General features: G+C 47.4%; 13 protein-coding genes and 1 tRNA gene. 7 read left to right on the top strand and 7 right to left on the bottom strand.

Annotated features, from left to right (window positions below; translation table 11 throughout):
• Positions 1-136: 136 nt before the first annotated feature.
• The 7 genes from lolB to ACO0LD_RS30305 all read left to right on the top strand — a co-directional run bounded on the left by lolB (position 137) and on the right by ACO0LD_RS30305 (position 6,431).
• A complete protein-coding gene (gene lolB / locus ACO0LD_RS30335) occupies positions 137-790 on the top strand; it encodes a lipoprotein insertase outer membrane protein LolB (protein ID WP_423013004.1) in 654 nt (217 codons plus the stop codon).
• Positions 787-1,674, top strand: a complete 888-nt coding sequence (gene ispE, locus ACO0LD_RS30330) for a 4-(cytidine 5'-diphospho)-2-C-methyl-D-erythritol kinase (protein ID WP_423013002.1) — start codon at positions 787-789, stop codon at positions 1,672-1,674. The genes lolB and ispE overlap by 4 nt, the downstream gene beginning before the upstream one ends.
• 32 nt (positions 1,675-1,706) lie before the next feature.
• A tRNA-Gln gene (locus ACO0LD_RS30325) sits at positions 1,707-1,783 on the top strand.
• A gap of 122 nt (positions 1,784-1,905) precedes the next feature.
• Positions 1,906-2,868: a ribose-phosphate pyrophosphokinase gene (locus ACO0LD_RS30320; RefSeq protein WP_423013000.1), complete on the top strand. Its 963-nt coding sequence runs from the start codon at positions 1,906-1,908 to the stop codon at positions 2,866-2,868.
• Between the two features lie 114 nt (positions 2,869-2,982).
• On the top strand, positions 2,983-3,570 hold the full coding sequence (locus tag ACO0LD_RS30315) for a 50S ribosomal protein L25/general stress protein Ctc (protein WP_423012998.1): 588 nt from the start codon (positions 2,983-2,985) through the stop codon (positions 3,568-3,570).
• A 136-nt stretch (positions 3,571-3,706) separates the two neighbouring features.
• Entirely contained in the window at positions 3,707-5,452 is a 1,746-nt protein-coding gene (gene ggt / locus ACO0LD_RS30310) for a gamma-glutamyltransferase (RefSeq protein ID WP_423012996.1), read from the top strand.
• Between the two features lie 517 nt (positions 5,453-5,969).
• On the top strand, positions 5,970-6,431 hold the full coding sequence (locus ACO0LD_RS30305) for a pilin (protein ID WP_423012994.1): 462 nt from the start codon (positions 5,970-5,972) through the stop codon (positions 6,429-6,431).
• Between the two features lie 125 nt (positions 6,432-6,556).
• Here ACO0LD_RS30305 and ACO0LD_RS30300 read toward each other — a convergent pair whose 3' ends face one another.
• The 7 genes from ACO0LD_RS30300 to sucD form a co-directional block, all read right to left on the bottom strand.
• Complete coding sequence (locus tag ACO0LD_RS30300) at positions 6,557-8,935, bottom strand: tetratricopeptide repeat protein (RefSeq protein WP_423012992.1); 2,379 nt, start codon at positions 8,933-8,935, stop codon at positions 6,557-6,559.
• A gap of 241 nt (positions 8,936-9,176) precedes the next feature.
• Positions 9,177-9,638, bottom strand: coding sequence for a pilin (locus tag ACO0LD_RS30295; RefSeq protein WP_423012990.1), 462 nt, complete (start codon positions 9,636-9,638; stop codon positions 9,177-9,179).
• Positions 9,639-10,114: 476 nt separating this feature from the next.
• A complete protein-coding gene (locus ACO0LD_RS30290; RefSeq protein WP_423012988.1) occupies positions 10,115-10,579 on the bottom strand; it encodes a pilin in 465 nt (154 codons plus the stop codon).
• Between the two features lie 379 nt (positions 10,580-10,958).
• Complete coding sequence (locus ACO0LD_RS30285; RefSeq protein ID WP_423012986.1) at positions 10,959-11,423, bottom strand: pilin; 465 nt, start codon at positions 11,421-11,423, stop codon at positions 10,959-10,961.
• Positions 11,424-11,860: 437 nt separating this feature from the next.
• A complete protein-coding gene (locus ACO0LD_RS30280; protein ID WP_423012984.1) occupies positions 11,861-12,469 on the bottom strand; it encodes an FHA domain-containing protein in 609 nt (202 codons plus the stop codon).
• A 29-nt stretch (positions 12,470-12,498) separates the two neighbouring features.
• A complete protein-coding gene (locus ACO0LD_RS30275) occupies positions 12,499-13,305 on the bottom strand; it encodes a Stp1/IreP family PP2C-type Ser/Thr phosphatase (protein ID WP_423012982.1) in 807 nt (268 codons plus the stop codon).
• A gap of 447 nt (positions 13,306-13,752) precedes the next feature.
• Positions 13,753-14,634 (bottom strand): succinate--CoA ligase subunit alpha, encoded by an 882-nt coding sequence (gene sucD, locus ACO0LD_RS30270; protein WP_186947208.1) that lies wholly within the window; start codon positions 14,632-14,634, stop codon positions 13,753-13,755.
• Positions 14,635-14,652 lie beyond the last annotated feature (18 nt).

The raw sequence follows: 14,652 nt of genomic DNA, 5'->3' as shown, positions 1-14,652 counted from the left end.
GAACTGATACAGATGGGGGAGATGTTCCCCAATTTATGAAGATCATCATGTTCCTGCAACGCATTTCATGCTTTTGCCTGAACATGATTTTGAAATTGAAGAAAATTAGAACTTAATCAGACATTCCTTAGCAACCATGCCATCAAACACTCGATTTAGCCTGCTCGCCTCTGCCTTTTTGTGCGCCTTGCTCAGCACCGGTTGCGCCAGCCTGAATAGCCCGGCGCAAACACCGGCAGCAGTCACAGCCAGCACTGCCAATGCAAGCAACGCAAGCAATGCAGCCAACTTGGCAAGCACCCGTCAATATCAGCAAAAAATACAAATCAGCGGCAAAATATCCATCCAGTACCAGCAGGCCGACAAGCCACAAAGCCTGCCTGGGGGCTTTGAATGGGAACAGGATACCCAGGGCATACGTATCAATCTCTTGTCACCACTGGGCCAGACCATGGCACGCATTACCCAGACTGCACAAGGTGCCACATTGGAACAAGATGGCAAGGCCCCGCGCAGTGCCAGTGATCTTGACCAACTCTTGCAAGATACCCTGGGCTGGTCTTTACCCGTAGCAGGTTTGCGTGATTGGCTGCAGGGCTTTGTCGCTGCGGATGGCAAACCATTAGTTGCAGTAAAGGCTGAAGACCAGACTGTGAATACCCAAGGCTGGAAACTGCGCTATGTCAGTTGGCATGAACAACCGAGCTTCCCAAAGCGCATAGACTTGCAAAGATATACCGAGCAAGCTGGTGATGTTTCTATCCGCATCGTGGTGAATGAATGGAAATGAGTCGACTGGACAACTGCCCGGCCCCGGCCAAGCTCAACCTGTTTTTACATGTGACTGGCCGCCGGGCGGATGGTTATCATTTGCTGCAAACTGCATTCCAGTTGATAGACCGTTGCGATTACCTGGATGTAGAAGTGCGGGCCGATGGCCAGATATGCAGAACCAATGAGATAGAGGGCGTGCCAGCGGACAGCGATCTTATCGTCCGTGCAGCAAGCTTATTGCAAACCCATACTGGCTGCACTTTGGGTGCGAACCTGACTTTGCGCAAAAACCTGCCCATGGGTGGTGGTCTGGGTGGCGGTTCATCTGACGCGGCCACTACCCTGCTGGCGCTGAATCATTTATGGCAAACTGGTGTACAGCGCGAAGAGTTGATGAAACTGGCGCTGCAACTGGGGGCAGACGTGCCTTTCTTTCTATTTGGAACAAATGCCTTTGCAGAAGGGGTGGGGGAAGAATTGCAGGCGCTGGTCACGCCAGATGTCTGGTTTGTGGTACTGGAACCGGGCGTACAAGTCCCAACGCCTGCAATTTTTTCGGCAAAGGAGTTGACAAGGGACACGAATCCGGTCAGAATAGCGGACTTTTCCAGTGATGCAAAACATAATTGGAAAAACGATCTGCAAACAGTTGCCTGCGCATTGTTCCCGCAAGTTGATGCAGCCATTAAGTGGCTCTCACAATACGGCGATGCAAGGATGACGGGATCTGGAGCTTGTGTTTTTTGTGCCTTCGCCGACGAAACGGCAGCAGACATAGTCTTAAAACAAGTACCCGATCGCTGGACATCATGGAAAGCAAAAGCGCTGAGTAGCCACCCGATGGCGCAGAAATTGGGATTGAAAAATATTTGGCTTGAAGCCGGTTTAACGCTAAAATAGCGGCGAACTTGGAAACAGGCAAACGGTTGTGTAGGGGAGTCGCCAAGCTGGTTAAGGCACCGGATTTTGATTCCGGCATGCGAAGGTTCGAATCCTTCTTCCCCTGCCATTAAATTAAAGCCGCCGCATAGATTGTGCGGCGGCTTTTTCAGTTTTATCAGCGGCTATTTTTGTGTAAAACCCATGCAAAATAAGCCAGACCCACAAAATCTCAGCCGATAGGTCCCAGCCATGGCAAATGCGCGCGCAAATGACAACATGATGGTTTTCACTGGCAACGCCAATCCTGCACTGGCTGCCGGTGTTGCCAAACAACTCGGCATCCCCCTGGGCAAGGCAGACGTTTCCAAATTCTCTGACGGCGAAGTACTGGTCGAGATCAACGAAAACGTTCGCGGTAAAGATGTTTTCGTTTTGCAATCCACCTGCGCACCCACCAACGACAACCTGATGGAAATCATGTTGATGGTCGATGCACTGAAACGTGCTTCTGCCGGTCGTATCACTGCCGCTATCCCTTATTTTGGTTATGCCCGTCAAGATCGTCGCCCCCGCTCTGCGCGTGTGGCGATCTCTGCCAAGGTCGTTGCCAACATGCTGGAAGAAGCCGGTGTAGACCGCGTGCTGATCATGGACTTGCATGCTGATCAAATCCAGGGTTTCTTTGATATCCCTGTTGATAATATTTACGCTTCGCCAATTTTGCTGGGTGACCTGGTCGCCAAGAATTACGAAGACTTGCTGGTGGTTTCCCCTGACGTGGGCGGTGTGGTACGTGCCCGCGCCTTGGCAAAACGCCTGGGTTGTGATCTGGCCATCATCGACAAACGCCGTCCCAAAGCGAATGTCTCTGAAGTCATGAATATCATTGGTGAAGTTGAAGGCCGTAACTGCGTCATCATGGATGACATGGTTGACACTGCCGGCACACTGACCAAAGCTGCTGAAGTATTGAAAGAACGTGGTGCCAAGAAAGTATTGGCTTACTGTACTCACCCTGTTTTATCCGGCCCTGCGATACAACGTATTTCGCAATCGCCGCTGGATGAACTGGTCGTGACAGACACGATTCCGCTGACAGAAGCTGCCCGGGCCTGCTCCAAGATTCGTCAATTGTCTTGCGACAGCCTGCTGGCCGAGACTTTCCGCCGCATCACCAAGGGCGAGTCTGTCATCTCCTTGTTCACGGACTAAAGTATTTTCCGGCCCTGCCATCTTCTTGATGACAGGGCTATTTTCTGGGCCCCTGGTCGCGGGGGTTCAATACCGCAAAACAAATCAATGTTTTGCATTTTTTGGAGTAACACCATGAAAGTAATCGCATTTGCACGCAATGTACAGGGGACCGGAGCGAGCCGCCGCCTGCGCCTTGCTGGCCAAACACCTGGCATCATCTACGGCGGCACAGAAGCCCCGGTATCCATCACTCTGGATCACAATGCGCTGTACCACGCATTGAAAAAAGAAGCCTTCCACTCTTCCATTCTGGACCTGGAAGTTGATGGCAAATCAGAAAAAGTATTGTTGCGCGACTTCCAGGTCCACGCATACAAACAACTGGTTTTGCATGCTGATTTCCAACGCGTAGATCCTAACCAGAAAATCCACGTTAAAGTGCCACTGCATTTCATCAATGCTGAAGTATCTCCAGCAGTGAAATTGTCTGCGGCAGTAATCAGCCACGTTGCTGTTGAACTGGATGTTTCCTGCTTGCCAGCAGACTTGCCAGAATTCGTTGAAGTTGACCTGTCCAAACTGGAAGCCGGTCAATCCATCCACGTATCTCAACTGACACTGCCAAAAGGCGTGACAGCTGTAGTACACGGTGGTGACGCTACTGTTGCTATCGCTGTTATCCCAGCTGGCGCAACTTCTGCAGAAGCTGAAGCAAAATAATTTGCATTTATGCAGATTAATTGGAAGCCGCCTTCGGGCGGCTTTTTTATTTTGTACATCAGGGATACTTTATCCGCATGCCATGTCAGAATTGGTATTACTATTTATACCATCACTGATTTCCGGAGTTAAACGCATGCCCTCGCCCTCCTGCCGCAAGCTATACCTGAGTCTGCTCGTTCCCCTGTGTTTCGCCGTAGCCAGCCCCGCCAGCCAGGCGCAACTGGCTGCTGGTATCAAATATGACACCAGCTATCCCATCATCAGCCCGGTCTATGCAAAACAAGGTATGGTGGCGACAGAACAGACGCTGGCGACCCAGGTTGGCCTCGATATACTCAAGCGTGGCGGCAATGCAGTGGATGCTGCAGTGGCAGTCGGTTTCGCCCTTGCTGTAGTCTTGCCAAACGCTGGCAATATTGGTGGTGGTGGCTTCATGATTATTCATGACAGCAAATCAGGTAAAGATATCGCGCTGGATTTTCGTGAACTGGCACCAGAAAAAGCCAGCCGCGACATGTACCTGGATGCCAAGGGCAATGTCATCTCCGGCAAATCCCTGTATAGCCATCTGGCGGTCGGCATACCCGGCACGGTGTCAGGCATGGACCTGGCCTTGCGCAAATATGGCAGCATGAAATGGAAGGATGTCATCGCCCCGGCGATACGCCTGGCCGATCAGGGTTTTGAGATCAGCCCGCATCTGGCGGAGGTAATTGATTCAAGCAAAAACCAGTTGGGCAAATGGCCAGCCAGCCGCGCGATTTTTTTCAAGGATGGCAAACCCTTGGAGGCTGGTGAGCGCTTGCTGCAAAAAAACCTGGCGCAGTCGCTGCGCCTGATTGCCGAGCAAGGCCCGTCAGCATTTTATGAAGGTGCGGTCGCTAAAAAAATCGTCGCTGAAATGCAGCAGCATGAAGGCCTGATTTCTGCCAGTGACCTGAAAAATTACAAAGCGGTGGAACGCATCCCGGTGCGCGGCAATTATCGCGGCTATGAAGTGGTCTCGATGCCGCCACCCAGCTCTGGTGGCGTGCACATCATACAGATGCTGAACATGCTGGAACACTATCCCTTGAAAGAGCAAGGTGCCAACAGCGCGCAGACCCTGCATCAGCTCAGCGAGGTGATGAAACTGGCCTATGCTGACCGTTCTGAATTCCTGGGCGACCCTGATTATTACAAGGTACCGCTCAAGGGCCTGACTTCACGCGCTTATGCGGATGAACTGGTCAAAAAAATCCAGCCAGACCGCGCCACACCTTCCGCCGAAATCAAACCCGGCAAACCCTTGCCTTATGAAAGCGACCAGACCACACATTACAGCGTGGCCGACAAATTCGGCAACGTTGTCGCCACCACCTACACCCTGAACCTGAACTTTGGCAGCGGCATCGTTGCCACTGGCACAGGCATCGTTCTGAACAATGAAATGGACGATTTCTCGGTCAAGGCTGGTGTACCAAATGCCTTTGGCTTGCTGGGTGGCGATGCCAACGCCGTACAGGGCTGGAAGCGGCCTTTAAGTTCGATGTCACCCACGATAGTGCTCAAGGACGGCAAGCCCTTCCTGGTGACCGGCAGCCCTGGTGGCAGCCGCATTATCACGACGACCTTGCAAACCATATTGAACGTCATAGACCATGACATGAACGTGGCAGAAGCCACCATTTCGCCACGCATACACCAGCAATGGATGCCGGATCAGTTGCGCTTTGAAAAAGGCATCAGCATGGACACCTTGCGCCTACTGGAACAAAAAGGCCAGGTATTGCGCCCCACTGCCTCCCTGGGCAAAACCCAGACCATACAAATCGTGCCACAAGGATTTGCCGGTTATTCTGACCCGCGCAATCCAGATGGTAGTGCGCTCGGGTTCTAGGCCCGGCTTACACTCGATAAGTTGCTTTAGCAACATATATTTTGTTTTATCTGCATTATTAAAAAAACATTGACCTAAAGTGTAACAATTTCGAAACAAGTGCAAATTTTTGTATTTAATTGACGTTTTTTGTCACTAAAATTTATCTTTGCAGCATTTCTTCACAGATAGAGTCAAAATATCAAGAAATATCGTGGCTGATGCCAAGCGTTCATTAATTTGAATGTGGTAGATACATGTGCGCATTTAGCTGCCCTGAGCAATCTCAAATTTCTCCTATCAAAGTCAAAGCACTTGACTGCTATTGCACGGTTTTCAATCTCTTATCACTGTACAGCCTGGTATTTACTGCGCATCAACCAGCTTAACAATTACAAGCTTCAATGTTGAAAACAATTGCAGCTATAACCATCCAGCATTGGCGTAAAACCGACAATTCTGAGAGCAATTGTGTGATTGGCACAAAATTTGCCTCTAACTCATAACTAAACTGTTTTTTGCCGCTGGGGAGAGAGAAATGCAAAGATATTCAAAAAAAATTCAGCAAGGCTTTACGCTAATAGAATTGATGATAGTGGTCGCCATTATTGGTATTCTGGCAGCAATCGCCATCCCACAATATTCTGACTATGTTTCCCGTACACGTGCGTCTGGCGCCATATCTGAACTCAATAGCTTGAAAAAAGAGCTGTCCATTTGCTACCAAAATGAAAATAGCTGGACAAACTGCACAGTCATGGGAAGTAATTCCATTCCCACTGTTATCACATCAAAATTTTTGACTAATAACGCGCCTACAATTTCAAATGCAGGTGTTATTACGCAAACTACGACTAGCGCAACTACCACTACAGGGACAGCGTTAAGCATTATATTGACACCAGTGATTTCTTCTGGTCAAAGCAATATGATGTGGACAAACACTGGCACTGTTTGTGATCCGATTCGCGGTCTGAAACCGGGCCAGGGCGGCTGCTAAACCGTCATACAGGATTTAAATCTGAGAACCAAAAGCGATGTCAGGCAGACATCGCATATATTTTTACAGGCTCGCCTGGTTTAAAAGACGCATAGATTTAAGCAAACCGTTTTCACCGTAAGAATTTACGTTCCAGTCCGATGTAAATTCGTCTCTTCGCACCATTTAGTCCACATGGTACGCAAAGCTATATCTACTTTGGCCGCAAACCCTGCTTCGTCCATTAACTTGCTCTGTTTCATTTCTTCTCGCAAATTGTCACGCACTTGCGAAAGTGCATCAATATTGCTGGCAAGCTCTACAACTTTATTGATGTATTCCTCTTCGGTTTGCGCTATCCATTCAGGATGATTAACGCCTTTCAGAATTGAACTTCCCAACAAGCCGACACTAGGCCGTCCCGCCAGCGTCACATAAGGAATCCCCATATACAAAGTCTCAAACAGCGTCGTGCCGGAATTGTGCGGAAAACAGTCCAGGCCTATATCAATCTTTCTCAAAGTATTCCAGGGTGGGGTGTCATAGCCAATTTCCAGGCGGGACTTGTCTATACCAAATGCGGCAAATTTTTCTTCAAGATCCAGTCGCAAATCAGCATTTTTAAAATTTCCGCTATTGATCAATAATTTGGCACCATCTATTCTTTTCAAGATGGCCGCCCAGGCACGTATGGTGAGATGGTTAAGCCTGACTGATCTGGTGAGTGTTCCTAAAGTGACATATCCATTTTTCAGCGCTGGCAGCGAACTCACCTCCCCCATACCATCCGCCGGACGATATGCAAATGATGGTGTCTCCAGACGCCAGAGTTTCTCTGCAAAAACGGCTTCAGCCCCGGACGGTGCACAAGTATCATCCGTCAAGAAATAATCAATTGCTTTCAAACCGGTTGTATACCCATAACCTAACCAGGAAATCTGTATTGGCGCTGGCTTGCGGGCAAAAACCTGTAAGCGATTACTTCCGGTATGACCAGCAAGATCAATCAGGATGTCAATGCCATCAGCTCGTATGCGCTCTGTCAGGGCAGTATCAGATAAACCAGCAGTAGGTATCCAGTGATCAATGTAGCTTTTATAGCGCGCACTGACTTCATCTTCATATTTTAATTCGGCGTAGGCAAATAATTCAAAAGCCTGCCTGTCATGATGCGCAAGTAAAGGCTCAAGAAAATATTGCACTGAATGCCGGCGAAAATCGGGGGAAACATAAGCAACTTTTATTCTGCGCTGTGGATTTCTGTCGTTACTGAATACCTGCCATGTATCCTGATGTTGACGCGCATATTTCTCGTCGTATGCCTGATATTCGGCAAATATCTGTTCTGCACTCCGGTCAGGATCATAGTTCAACAGGAACAACAGATTGCCATAAGTCTCGGCATGGTCTGGCTTGATTTCAAGCGCCTTCCGATAACTTTGTTCTGCCTCGACACGCATGCCGCGATCAGAATAAGTATTACCCATGTTACTGAATAAATTGAGCGAATTTGCATCCAGACTGAGGGATCGTTGATAAGATGCGGTCGCTTCAAGATAGCGTGCGGTCTCGTGATAAACGATGCCCAGATTACAGTGATACCGTGCGACATCTGGCTGGAGCGATATCGCAGTTTTATAACATTTTTCTGCATCTTCAAGACGGCTTTGCTTTTTGTAGATATCCCCGAGATTGCCATATGCGTCTGCGAAGTCAGGACGTATTTTCAAGATAAATTGAAAACATAATGCCGCTTCTTCCAGCTTATTTTTTTCCTGCAAAATCAAGCCAAGATTGTTGCGGGTTTCAACATGAAGCTCATTGATCTTAAGGGCATCATGAAAATAGATTTCCGCCTCATCAAACTTGCCACGTTCCTTGCAAATCATACCAAGATTACAATAGGCCGAAAAATTACCTGAATCAGCTGCAATCGTTTGCTTGTAGTGATACTCTGCTTCGTCGAGTAAGGACTGACGTTGCAAAAGAATTGCCAGGTTAAAATGCGCATGACTGAATTTGGGTCTGAGCGCCAGAGCTTTCCGGTACCAGGACATGGCCTCATCTAAACGACCCAGAGATGTCAATGTAACGCCCAAATTAAAAAAGACATGGTGTGAATCGGGATGGAAGTGCAGTATCTGGCGATACACCTGTTCTGCATCATCATAACGACGCAGTTCGTCCAGGCTCAGACCAAGATTGATGGCCGCATCGAGAAAATCTGGCCGGATTAATAATGCTTTTCTATAATACTGTTCAGCCTGAGTACAATTGCGTTGCTCATAATAAGCATCACCCAATTTATTATTTAGTTCCGCATCGTCTGGCTGGATGACCAGGGCATGTTGATAGCTATTTGCAGCCTCAACAAAATTCCCGTTTTTAAAATATTCGTCTCCTGTCGCCCCCGGAGCCACGGTATCCGGCACCTTCCCATGCATTTCTGCCGCTACGAGCTTGAGGTCCTTGTCTGCGCTTTTATCAGCAGTTGATGAAAATTTACTCTTAATCCAATTCAGCATGTTTCATTTTTCAAGTGAGCGCTACCTATATCTATCAACTATTCCAGATTGTAAATGCGCTGAGCAATTTGTAGCAAGAAAACAAAAAAAGGATTGAAAATGCGAAAAAGCCCGTCCTGCATATAGCAGTCGCATACGTGCAGCAATAGTAAGTATGATCAGTAATTTTTCTATTCAATATAGAAAACGAATGGGTAAAAAAACCCACTATGTCGTTTTTTACCTTGCAGGCATATCCATGTCAGCAGCCGCCCTGGCCCGCTTTCAAACCGCGAATAGGGTCACATAAGGTGCCAGTTGCTGTCCATATCATGTTTGCCTGACCGCTGGAGATTGTCGGGGTCAATGTTACTGCCAGAGATGTACCACCAGTTGTTGTCGCACCAGTTTGTGTTGCAGTGATAACGCCATTACCCCCTGCAGTAGGAACCACGGGCAGGAACTTGGTTGTTACAGGATAAGATGGAATGCCATTGGCACCTGTAGTGGAACAGCCAGTCCATACACCTTCCATTTGATAACAAAGCGATATCGCATGCTTCAAGCTCTGTAATTCCGCAATTGCTCCGGCCGCACGAGTGCGGGATGTGTAATCAGAATACTGAGGGAGAGCAATCGCGGACAAGATACCGATAATTGCCACGACTATCATCAGTTCGATCAATGTGAACCCGCGTTGTACAGTCTGCTTAAATGATTTCATTAATTAATACCTGCATATAAAGATCGATCTTGGCCGACGAGTCCAAGTCATCAGCGATTAAGCATACACGCCTTCCGATAATTAACATAACTGAGCGCACAGCTAGGACTCAAGTTTTAATTGACGAAAAGAGATTTTTGCAAATTTTACACTAATGAAATTCACGCAAACCGTTCAACCTACCCGGTCATTACTTTCACTACTGCAATCGATTTATGATTGTACAGGTAAAGCAAAGCTAGTCTCGCAACAACACTATCATAAGCAAAGCAGACAAAAGTGCATAAGGTAAATGCTACTCCGCTCCACTCACTTGGATACTGGCCGCCCTCTGCAAGAAAATGACGACGTCATCAAATGTAATGCATTAAGTCAATCATATGGCCAACAGTTTAAAATCATTGAAATAAAAATGCCGTTCAAGATTAACTGAACGGCATTGCGAGGCAAGTCTGGTTTCAACTATAACCTGACTATTATGGGCAACCGCCTTGGCCACCTTTCAAACCACGGATAGGATCGCAAACAGTACCGCTTGCTGTCCAGATCATGTTTGCCTGACCAGAAGATATTGTGGGAGTCAACGTCAAAGTCAAGGGAACACCAGCAGTCGTCGTCGCGCCAGTTTGTGTTGCAGTGATGATACCTGCACCTGCAGCAGTAGGAACTACTGGCAGGAATTTAGTTGTTGTTGGAAAACTTGGAATACCGTTTGCACCAGTAGTTGCACAGTTAGTCCAAGCACCTTCGTTTTGAAAGCAAATCGCCATCGCTTTTTTCAAGCTCTGCAGTTCTGCAACTGCGCCAGCTGCGCGTGTGCGGGAAGTGTAATCAGAATACTGAGGGATTGCGATCGCAGCCAGGATACCGATAATTGCCACGACTATCATCAATTCAATCAACGTAAAACCACGTTGCAATGTTTTTTTATGTAATTTCATTTGTTGCTCCTACATGTAAGATTGGATATTTAACTAAAAAGTTAATCAAGAGTAAATTATTCTCAACATTGCACGATGAGAATTTATGTTTAAACATTCGCCAGTCAAAAGCTATCCAAGAGGCTCTTTAAATTTACTCTCAGGTAATTATTAAAAGTTAATAATCTTTATTTATTATTTAATCCGTAAATAATACATAAGTGGATCTTATTTTCCGCTTGGCACAAACTTCATCAATTACTCATTGGGCAGACGGCAGACAGTATTTCAATAACAGCAATCGTACATACTGGAGACTTTGCATTTTTTGTACATTTTTTGATCATAAAATAAAAAAGCCCACAACAACGTGGGCTTTTTTTTAAGACAACACCGCCTATTATGGGCAGCCGCCTTGACCACCTTTCAAGCCACGGATAGGATCGCAAACTGTGCCGCTTGCTGTCCAGATCATGTTAGCTTGACCAGAGGAAATCGTTGGAGTCAATGTCAAAGTCAGAGGTACGCCAGCAGTTGTTGTCGCGCCAGTTTGTGTTGCAGTGATGATACCTGCGCCTGCAGCAGTAGGAACTACTGGCAGGAATTTAGTTGTTGTTGGGAAAGTTGGGATACCGTTTGCACCAGTAGTTGCACAGTTAGTCCAAGCACCTTCGTTTTGATAGCAAATAGCCATTGCAGACTTCAAACTATCCAGTTCTGCAACTGCGCCAGCTGCACGAGTACGGGATGTGTAATCAGAATACTGAGGGATTGCGATCGCTGCCAAGATACCGATAATTGCAACAACAATCATCAATTCGATCAGTGTAAAGCCGCGTTGCAGCTGAGTAGGGGAAGCTTTCATTATGAACTCCAGGAAAAAGTTGAAATCAGGAACTACGCTTTACATGTAGCAATCACCGTGCCAGTTTTTGTTTACTGCACAACTACGCATTTTCTTATGCGGAAATCGCCAGTTTTATAAGCCATCAGACAAGAAGTGACGAAATGCGTCAGCAGTTGCCATTTAATCCATGCAAATATTTGTCAATGTTTGTGTCAGATAACAAAGACGAGTGACAAGTCTGTCAGTCATGTAAAAAATTGTTTCAAAGCTTGATACAAATTTGAAAAGAATATTTCTTGTTGCAAAAACCACTCTATGCACACACGCACACCAAGCGTGCATGGAGAGGGCTAAAAATCCCTGTTCAGAACCTGGTAATGCAAGAAATCAGGCATCCTGACCTGAGCTATCCCTGCCATTCAAATGCAGGCAGGGATAAGGTATGCAGCATGTGATTAGTAAAAAATCACTGCCATTTTTGTCCCTGCCAGCTCTATCATGTCTGCATGCTTGAGGGTGTGTGGTTTGTCCTTGATGGACTGGGTATTGACTGTGGCCGCAGCACTGCCTTCGACCTGGGCTATTACATAGTCCTTGCCCTGCTGGGTGATGGCGATGACCTGGGTACCAGGGCTGCCTATCGTAGTGACGGCCTTGACCAGGTTAAGTTCTTTACCTGAATTAGGGCCATTCATGACCTTGATCTTGGCTCTGGGCTTATCGACAGCAGCCGGTTGCACTTGTCCTGGCTCAGGCACAAAGGTCTGCTTGCCTGACTCTTCTACCTGAAATCTTAATTTGTATTTACCGATGTCGATGACATCATCATGCTGCAGCAGATGTTTTTTGACAGGCTGTGCATTCACCATGGTGCCATTGGTACTGCCAAGATCAAGTACAAAAGAACCATTGGAAGAGGTATCGATCGCGGCATGCTGACCGCTGACCGTCAGGTGATCGATGACGATATCGTTACTGGGGCGCCGACCTACCGTGAGGCGTGATTTGCTGATAGTGATTTCTTGCTGAACCAAACCATTAAAGGTGACGATAATTTTCGCCATAAATCTCTCATCAATTCATAATCCCCGACCTACCGGGTAAATGTTCTTTGCAACCAGGACTTGTTTTCTTCGTTTACCAGACGGAACAGGACAACTGAAATATTATCCAGCCCGCCTCTGTCCTTGGCACCATCAATCAGCGCTTCGGCACAGCGGTCAAGATCAGACTCGTACTGTCTTATCAAGGATTGGATTTCATCATGCCCAAGCATATCGGTCAATCCATCTGAGCACATCAGATACAAATCTTCCTCTTCAGTATGGTGCGTATGCAACTCCGTATGCACCTCTTCCAGAGTGCCGACTGCCCTGGTGATCAGATTCTTAATAGAAGAATAACGTGCCTCTTCTTCAGTAACCAATCCAGCATTAATCTGTTCCTGCAGCACCGAATGATCCTGCGTCAGCCGCGTCAATGCACCTGAGCGATAGCGATAAGCACGTGAATCACCGACATGCGCCAGCAAGAGCTTATCTTGCAAACAACATGCCACCACTACCGTGGTACCCATGCCTGCGCAATCAGGATTGGTTTGTGCAGTATGCAAGACGTTGCGATTGGCCAGCTCGACCGACTCGGTAATCCAGCGCGCCATCGCCAATGGCCTTGGCCCCATCGAGGGGAACCAGATGGCATCCATCTTGCTACACAAATATTCAGCAATGATTTGGGCTGTCATGGCGCTGGCGACTTCGCCCGCGTTATATCCCCCCATGCCATCGGCCAGGACCACGCAGCCATAGTCAGCACAAACGACGATGGCATCTTCGTTATGCGACCTGACCAAGCCCGTATCAGACAGGGCAGCAAATTTTAGTACACGCTGGTATGGCATCAATAAACGCTGGGATAAATCCTGGAGTAAATAAATTTATATTAATTAGATAAGACTTTATTGGAATTATTTTTATCAGGGCTTACCCAAAACAGTCTCACTTGCTTTGCGAACCCGCCTTGCTTACGACCGCTTATGAAAATACGGGCGTAGCTTTAGTGTTGCCGGACAATTTTGCGCAAGACCTGCCAACTGTTCTTTTGCTAGCTCACTGGCTCATTCACTGGCGCAGCATTATTTATCCTTTCGCCAAGCATTTCGACAATAAGCTAAATAATTCTTACGCAAAAAACAGACTTCATTTAATAGCGAATAGCCACTGATGTTTAAGCTTAACATTAAGGAAATCTATTTGCACGGATATCCACAAGAAACCCAGGCATAAATAAAAAAGAGTCGCAAAATTTGCGACTCTTTTTCATGTACAGCAGCTTTACAGCAGTGAGCTTACAGCATGGCTTTCAACAAACGCGCCATTTCTGACGGGTTTTTAGTGGCCTTGATGCCGCATTCTTCCATGATGTCGAGCTTGGCTTGCGCAGTATCAGCACCGCCAGAGATCAGCGCGCCAGCATGGCCCATGCGTTTGCCCGGAGGCGCAGTCACACCGGCGATGAAGCCAACAACTGGCTTCTTCATGTTGTCGCGTACCCAGTAAGAAGCATTCGCTTCGTCAGGACCACCGATTTCACCGATCATGATGACAGCATCAGTATCTGGATCATCATTGAACATCTTCATGATGTCGATGTGTTTCAGACCATTGATAGGATCACCACCAATACCAACAGCAGAAGATTGACCCAGACCCAGTGCAGTCAATTGCCCCACTGCTTCATAAGTCAAAGTACCGGAACGGGAAACCACGCCGATACGACCTTTACGGTGGATATGGCCTGGCATGATGCCGATCTTGATTTCGTCTGGTGTGATCAGACCTGGGCAGTTAGGGCCGAGCAATTTTGTTTTGCTGCCGGACTTTGCCATGCGATCTTTCAACATCATCATGTCACGGACAGGGATGCCTTCAGTAATGCAAATTGCCAGATCCAGGTCAGCTTCAACAGCTTCCCAGATGGCAGCTGCTGCGCCTGCTGGTGGAACATAAATAACGGAAACTGTTGCGCCAGTAGCTGCTTTAGCTTCAGATACGTTAGCAAAAATCGGGATGCCTTCGAAATCTTCGCCAGCTTTTTTCGGGTTCACGCCAGCGACGAAACAGTTTTTACCGTTTGCGTAATCGCGGCACATGCGAGTATGGAACTGGCCAGTTTTGCCAGTAATACCTTGGGTGATGACTTTAGTGTCTTTATTGATCAGGATGGACATATCTGTTCCTTGCGATTA

Source organism: Undibacterium sp. Ji83W, assembly GCF_049340385.1.
Classification (GTDB): Bacteria; Pseudomonadota; Gammaproteobacteria; order Burkholderiales; family Burkholderiaceae_D; genus Undibacterium.
Note: the sequence above shows the minus strand (reverse complement) of the source record. Positions and strands in the feature narration are given on the sequence as shown.

Bases quoted from the DNA above. Each gene is read 5' to 3' on its own strand.
- lolB (WP_423013004.1), top strand. From the start codon at position 137: ATGCCATCAAACACTCGATTTAGCCTGCTCGCCTCTGCCTTTTTGTGC.
- ispE (WP_423013002.1), top strand. From the start codon at position 787: ATGAGTCGACTGGACAACTGCCCGGCCCCGGCCAAGCTCAACCTGTTT.
- ACO0LD_RS30320 (WP_423013000.1), top strand. From the start codon at position 1,906: ATGGCAAATGCGCGCGCAAATGACAACATGATGGTTTTCACTGGCAAC.
- ACO0LD_RS30315 (WP_423012998.1), top strand. From the start codon at position 2,983: ATGAAAGTAATCGCATTTGCACGCAATGTACAGGGGACCGGAGCGAGC.
- ggt (WP_423012996.1), top strand. From the start codon at position 3,707: ATGCCCTCGCCCTCCTGCCGCAAGCTATACCTGAGTCTGCTCGTTCCC.
- ACO0LD_RS30305 (WP_423012994.1), top strand. From the start codon at position 5,970: ATGCAAAGATATTCAAAAAAAATTCAGCAAGGCTTTACGCTAATAGAA.
- ACO0LD_RS30300 (WP_423012992.1), bottom strand. From the start codon at position 8,935: ATGCTGAATTGGATTAAGAGTAAATTTTCATCAACTGCTGATAAAAGC.
- ACO0LD_RS30295 (WP_423012990.1), bottom strand. From the start codon at position 9,638: ATGAAATCATTTAAGCAGACTGTACAACGCGGGTTCACATTGATCGAA.
- ACO0LD_RS30290 (WP_423012988.1), bottom strand. From the start codon at position 10,579: ATGAAATTACATAAAAAAACATTGCAACGTGGTTTTACGTTGATTGAA.
- ACO0LD_RS30285 (WP_423012986.1), bottom strand. From the start codon at position 11,423: ATGAAAGCTTCCCCTACTCAGCTGCAACGCGGCTTTACACTGATCGAA.
- ACO0LD_RS30280 (WP_423012984.1), bottom strand. From the start codon at position 12,469: ATGGCGAAAATTATCGTCACCTTTAATGGTTTGGTTCAGCAAGAAATC.
- ACO0LD_RS30275 (WP_423012982.1), bottom strand. From the start codon at position 13,305: ATGCCATACCAGCGTGTACTAAAATTTGCTGCCCTGTCTGATACGGGC.
- sucD (WP_186947208.1), bottom strand. From the start codon at position 14,634: ATGTCCATCCTGATCAATAAAGACACTAAAGTCATCACCCAAGGTATT.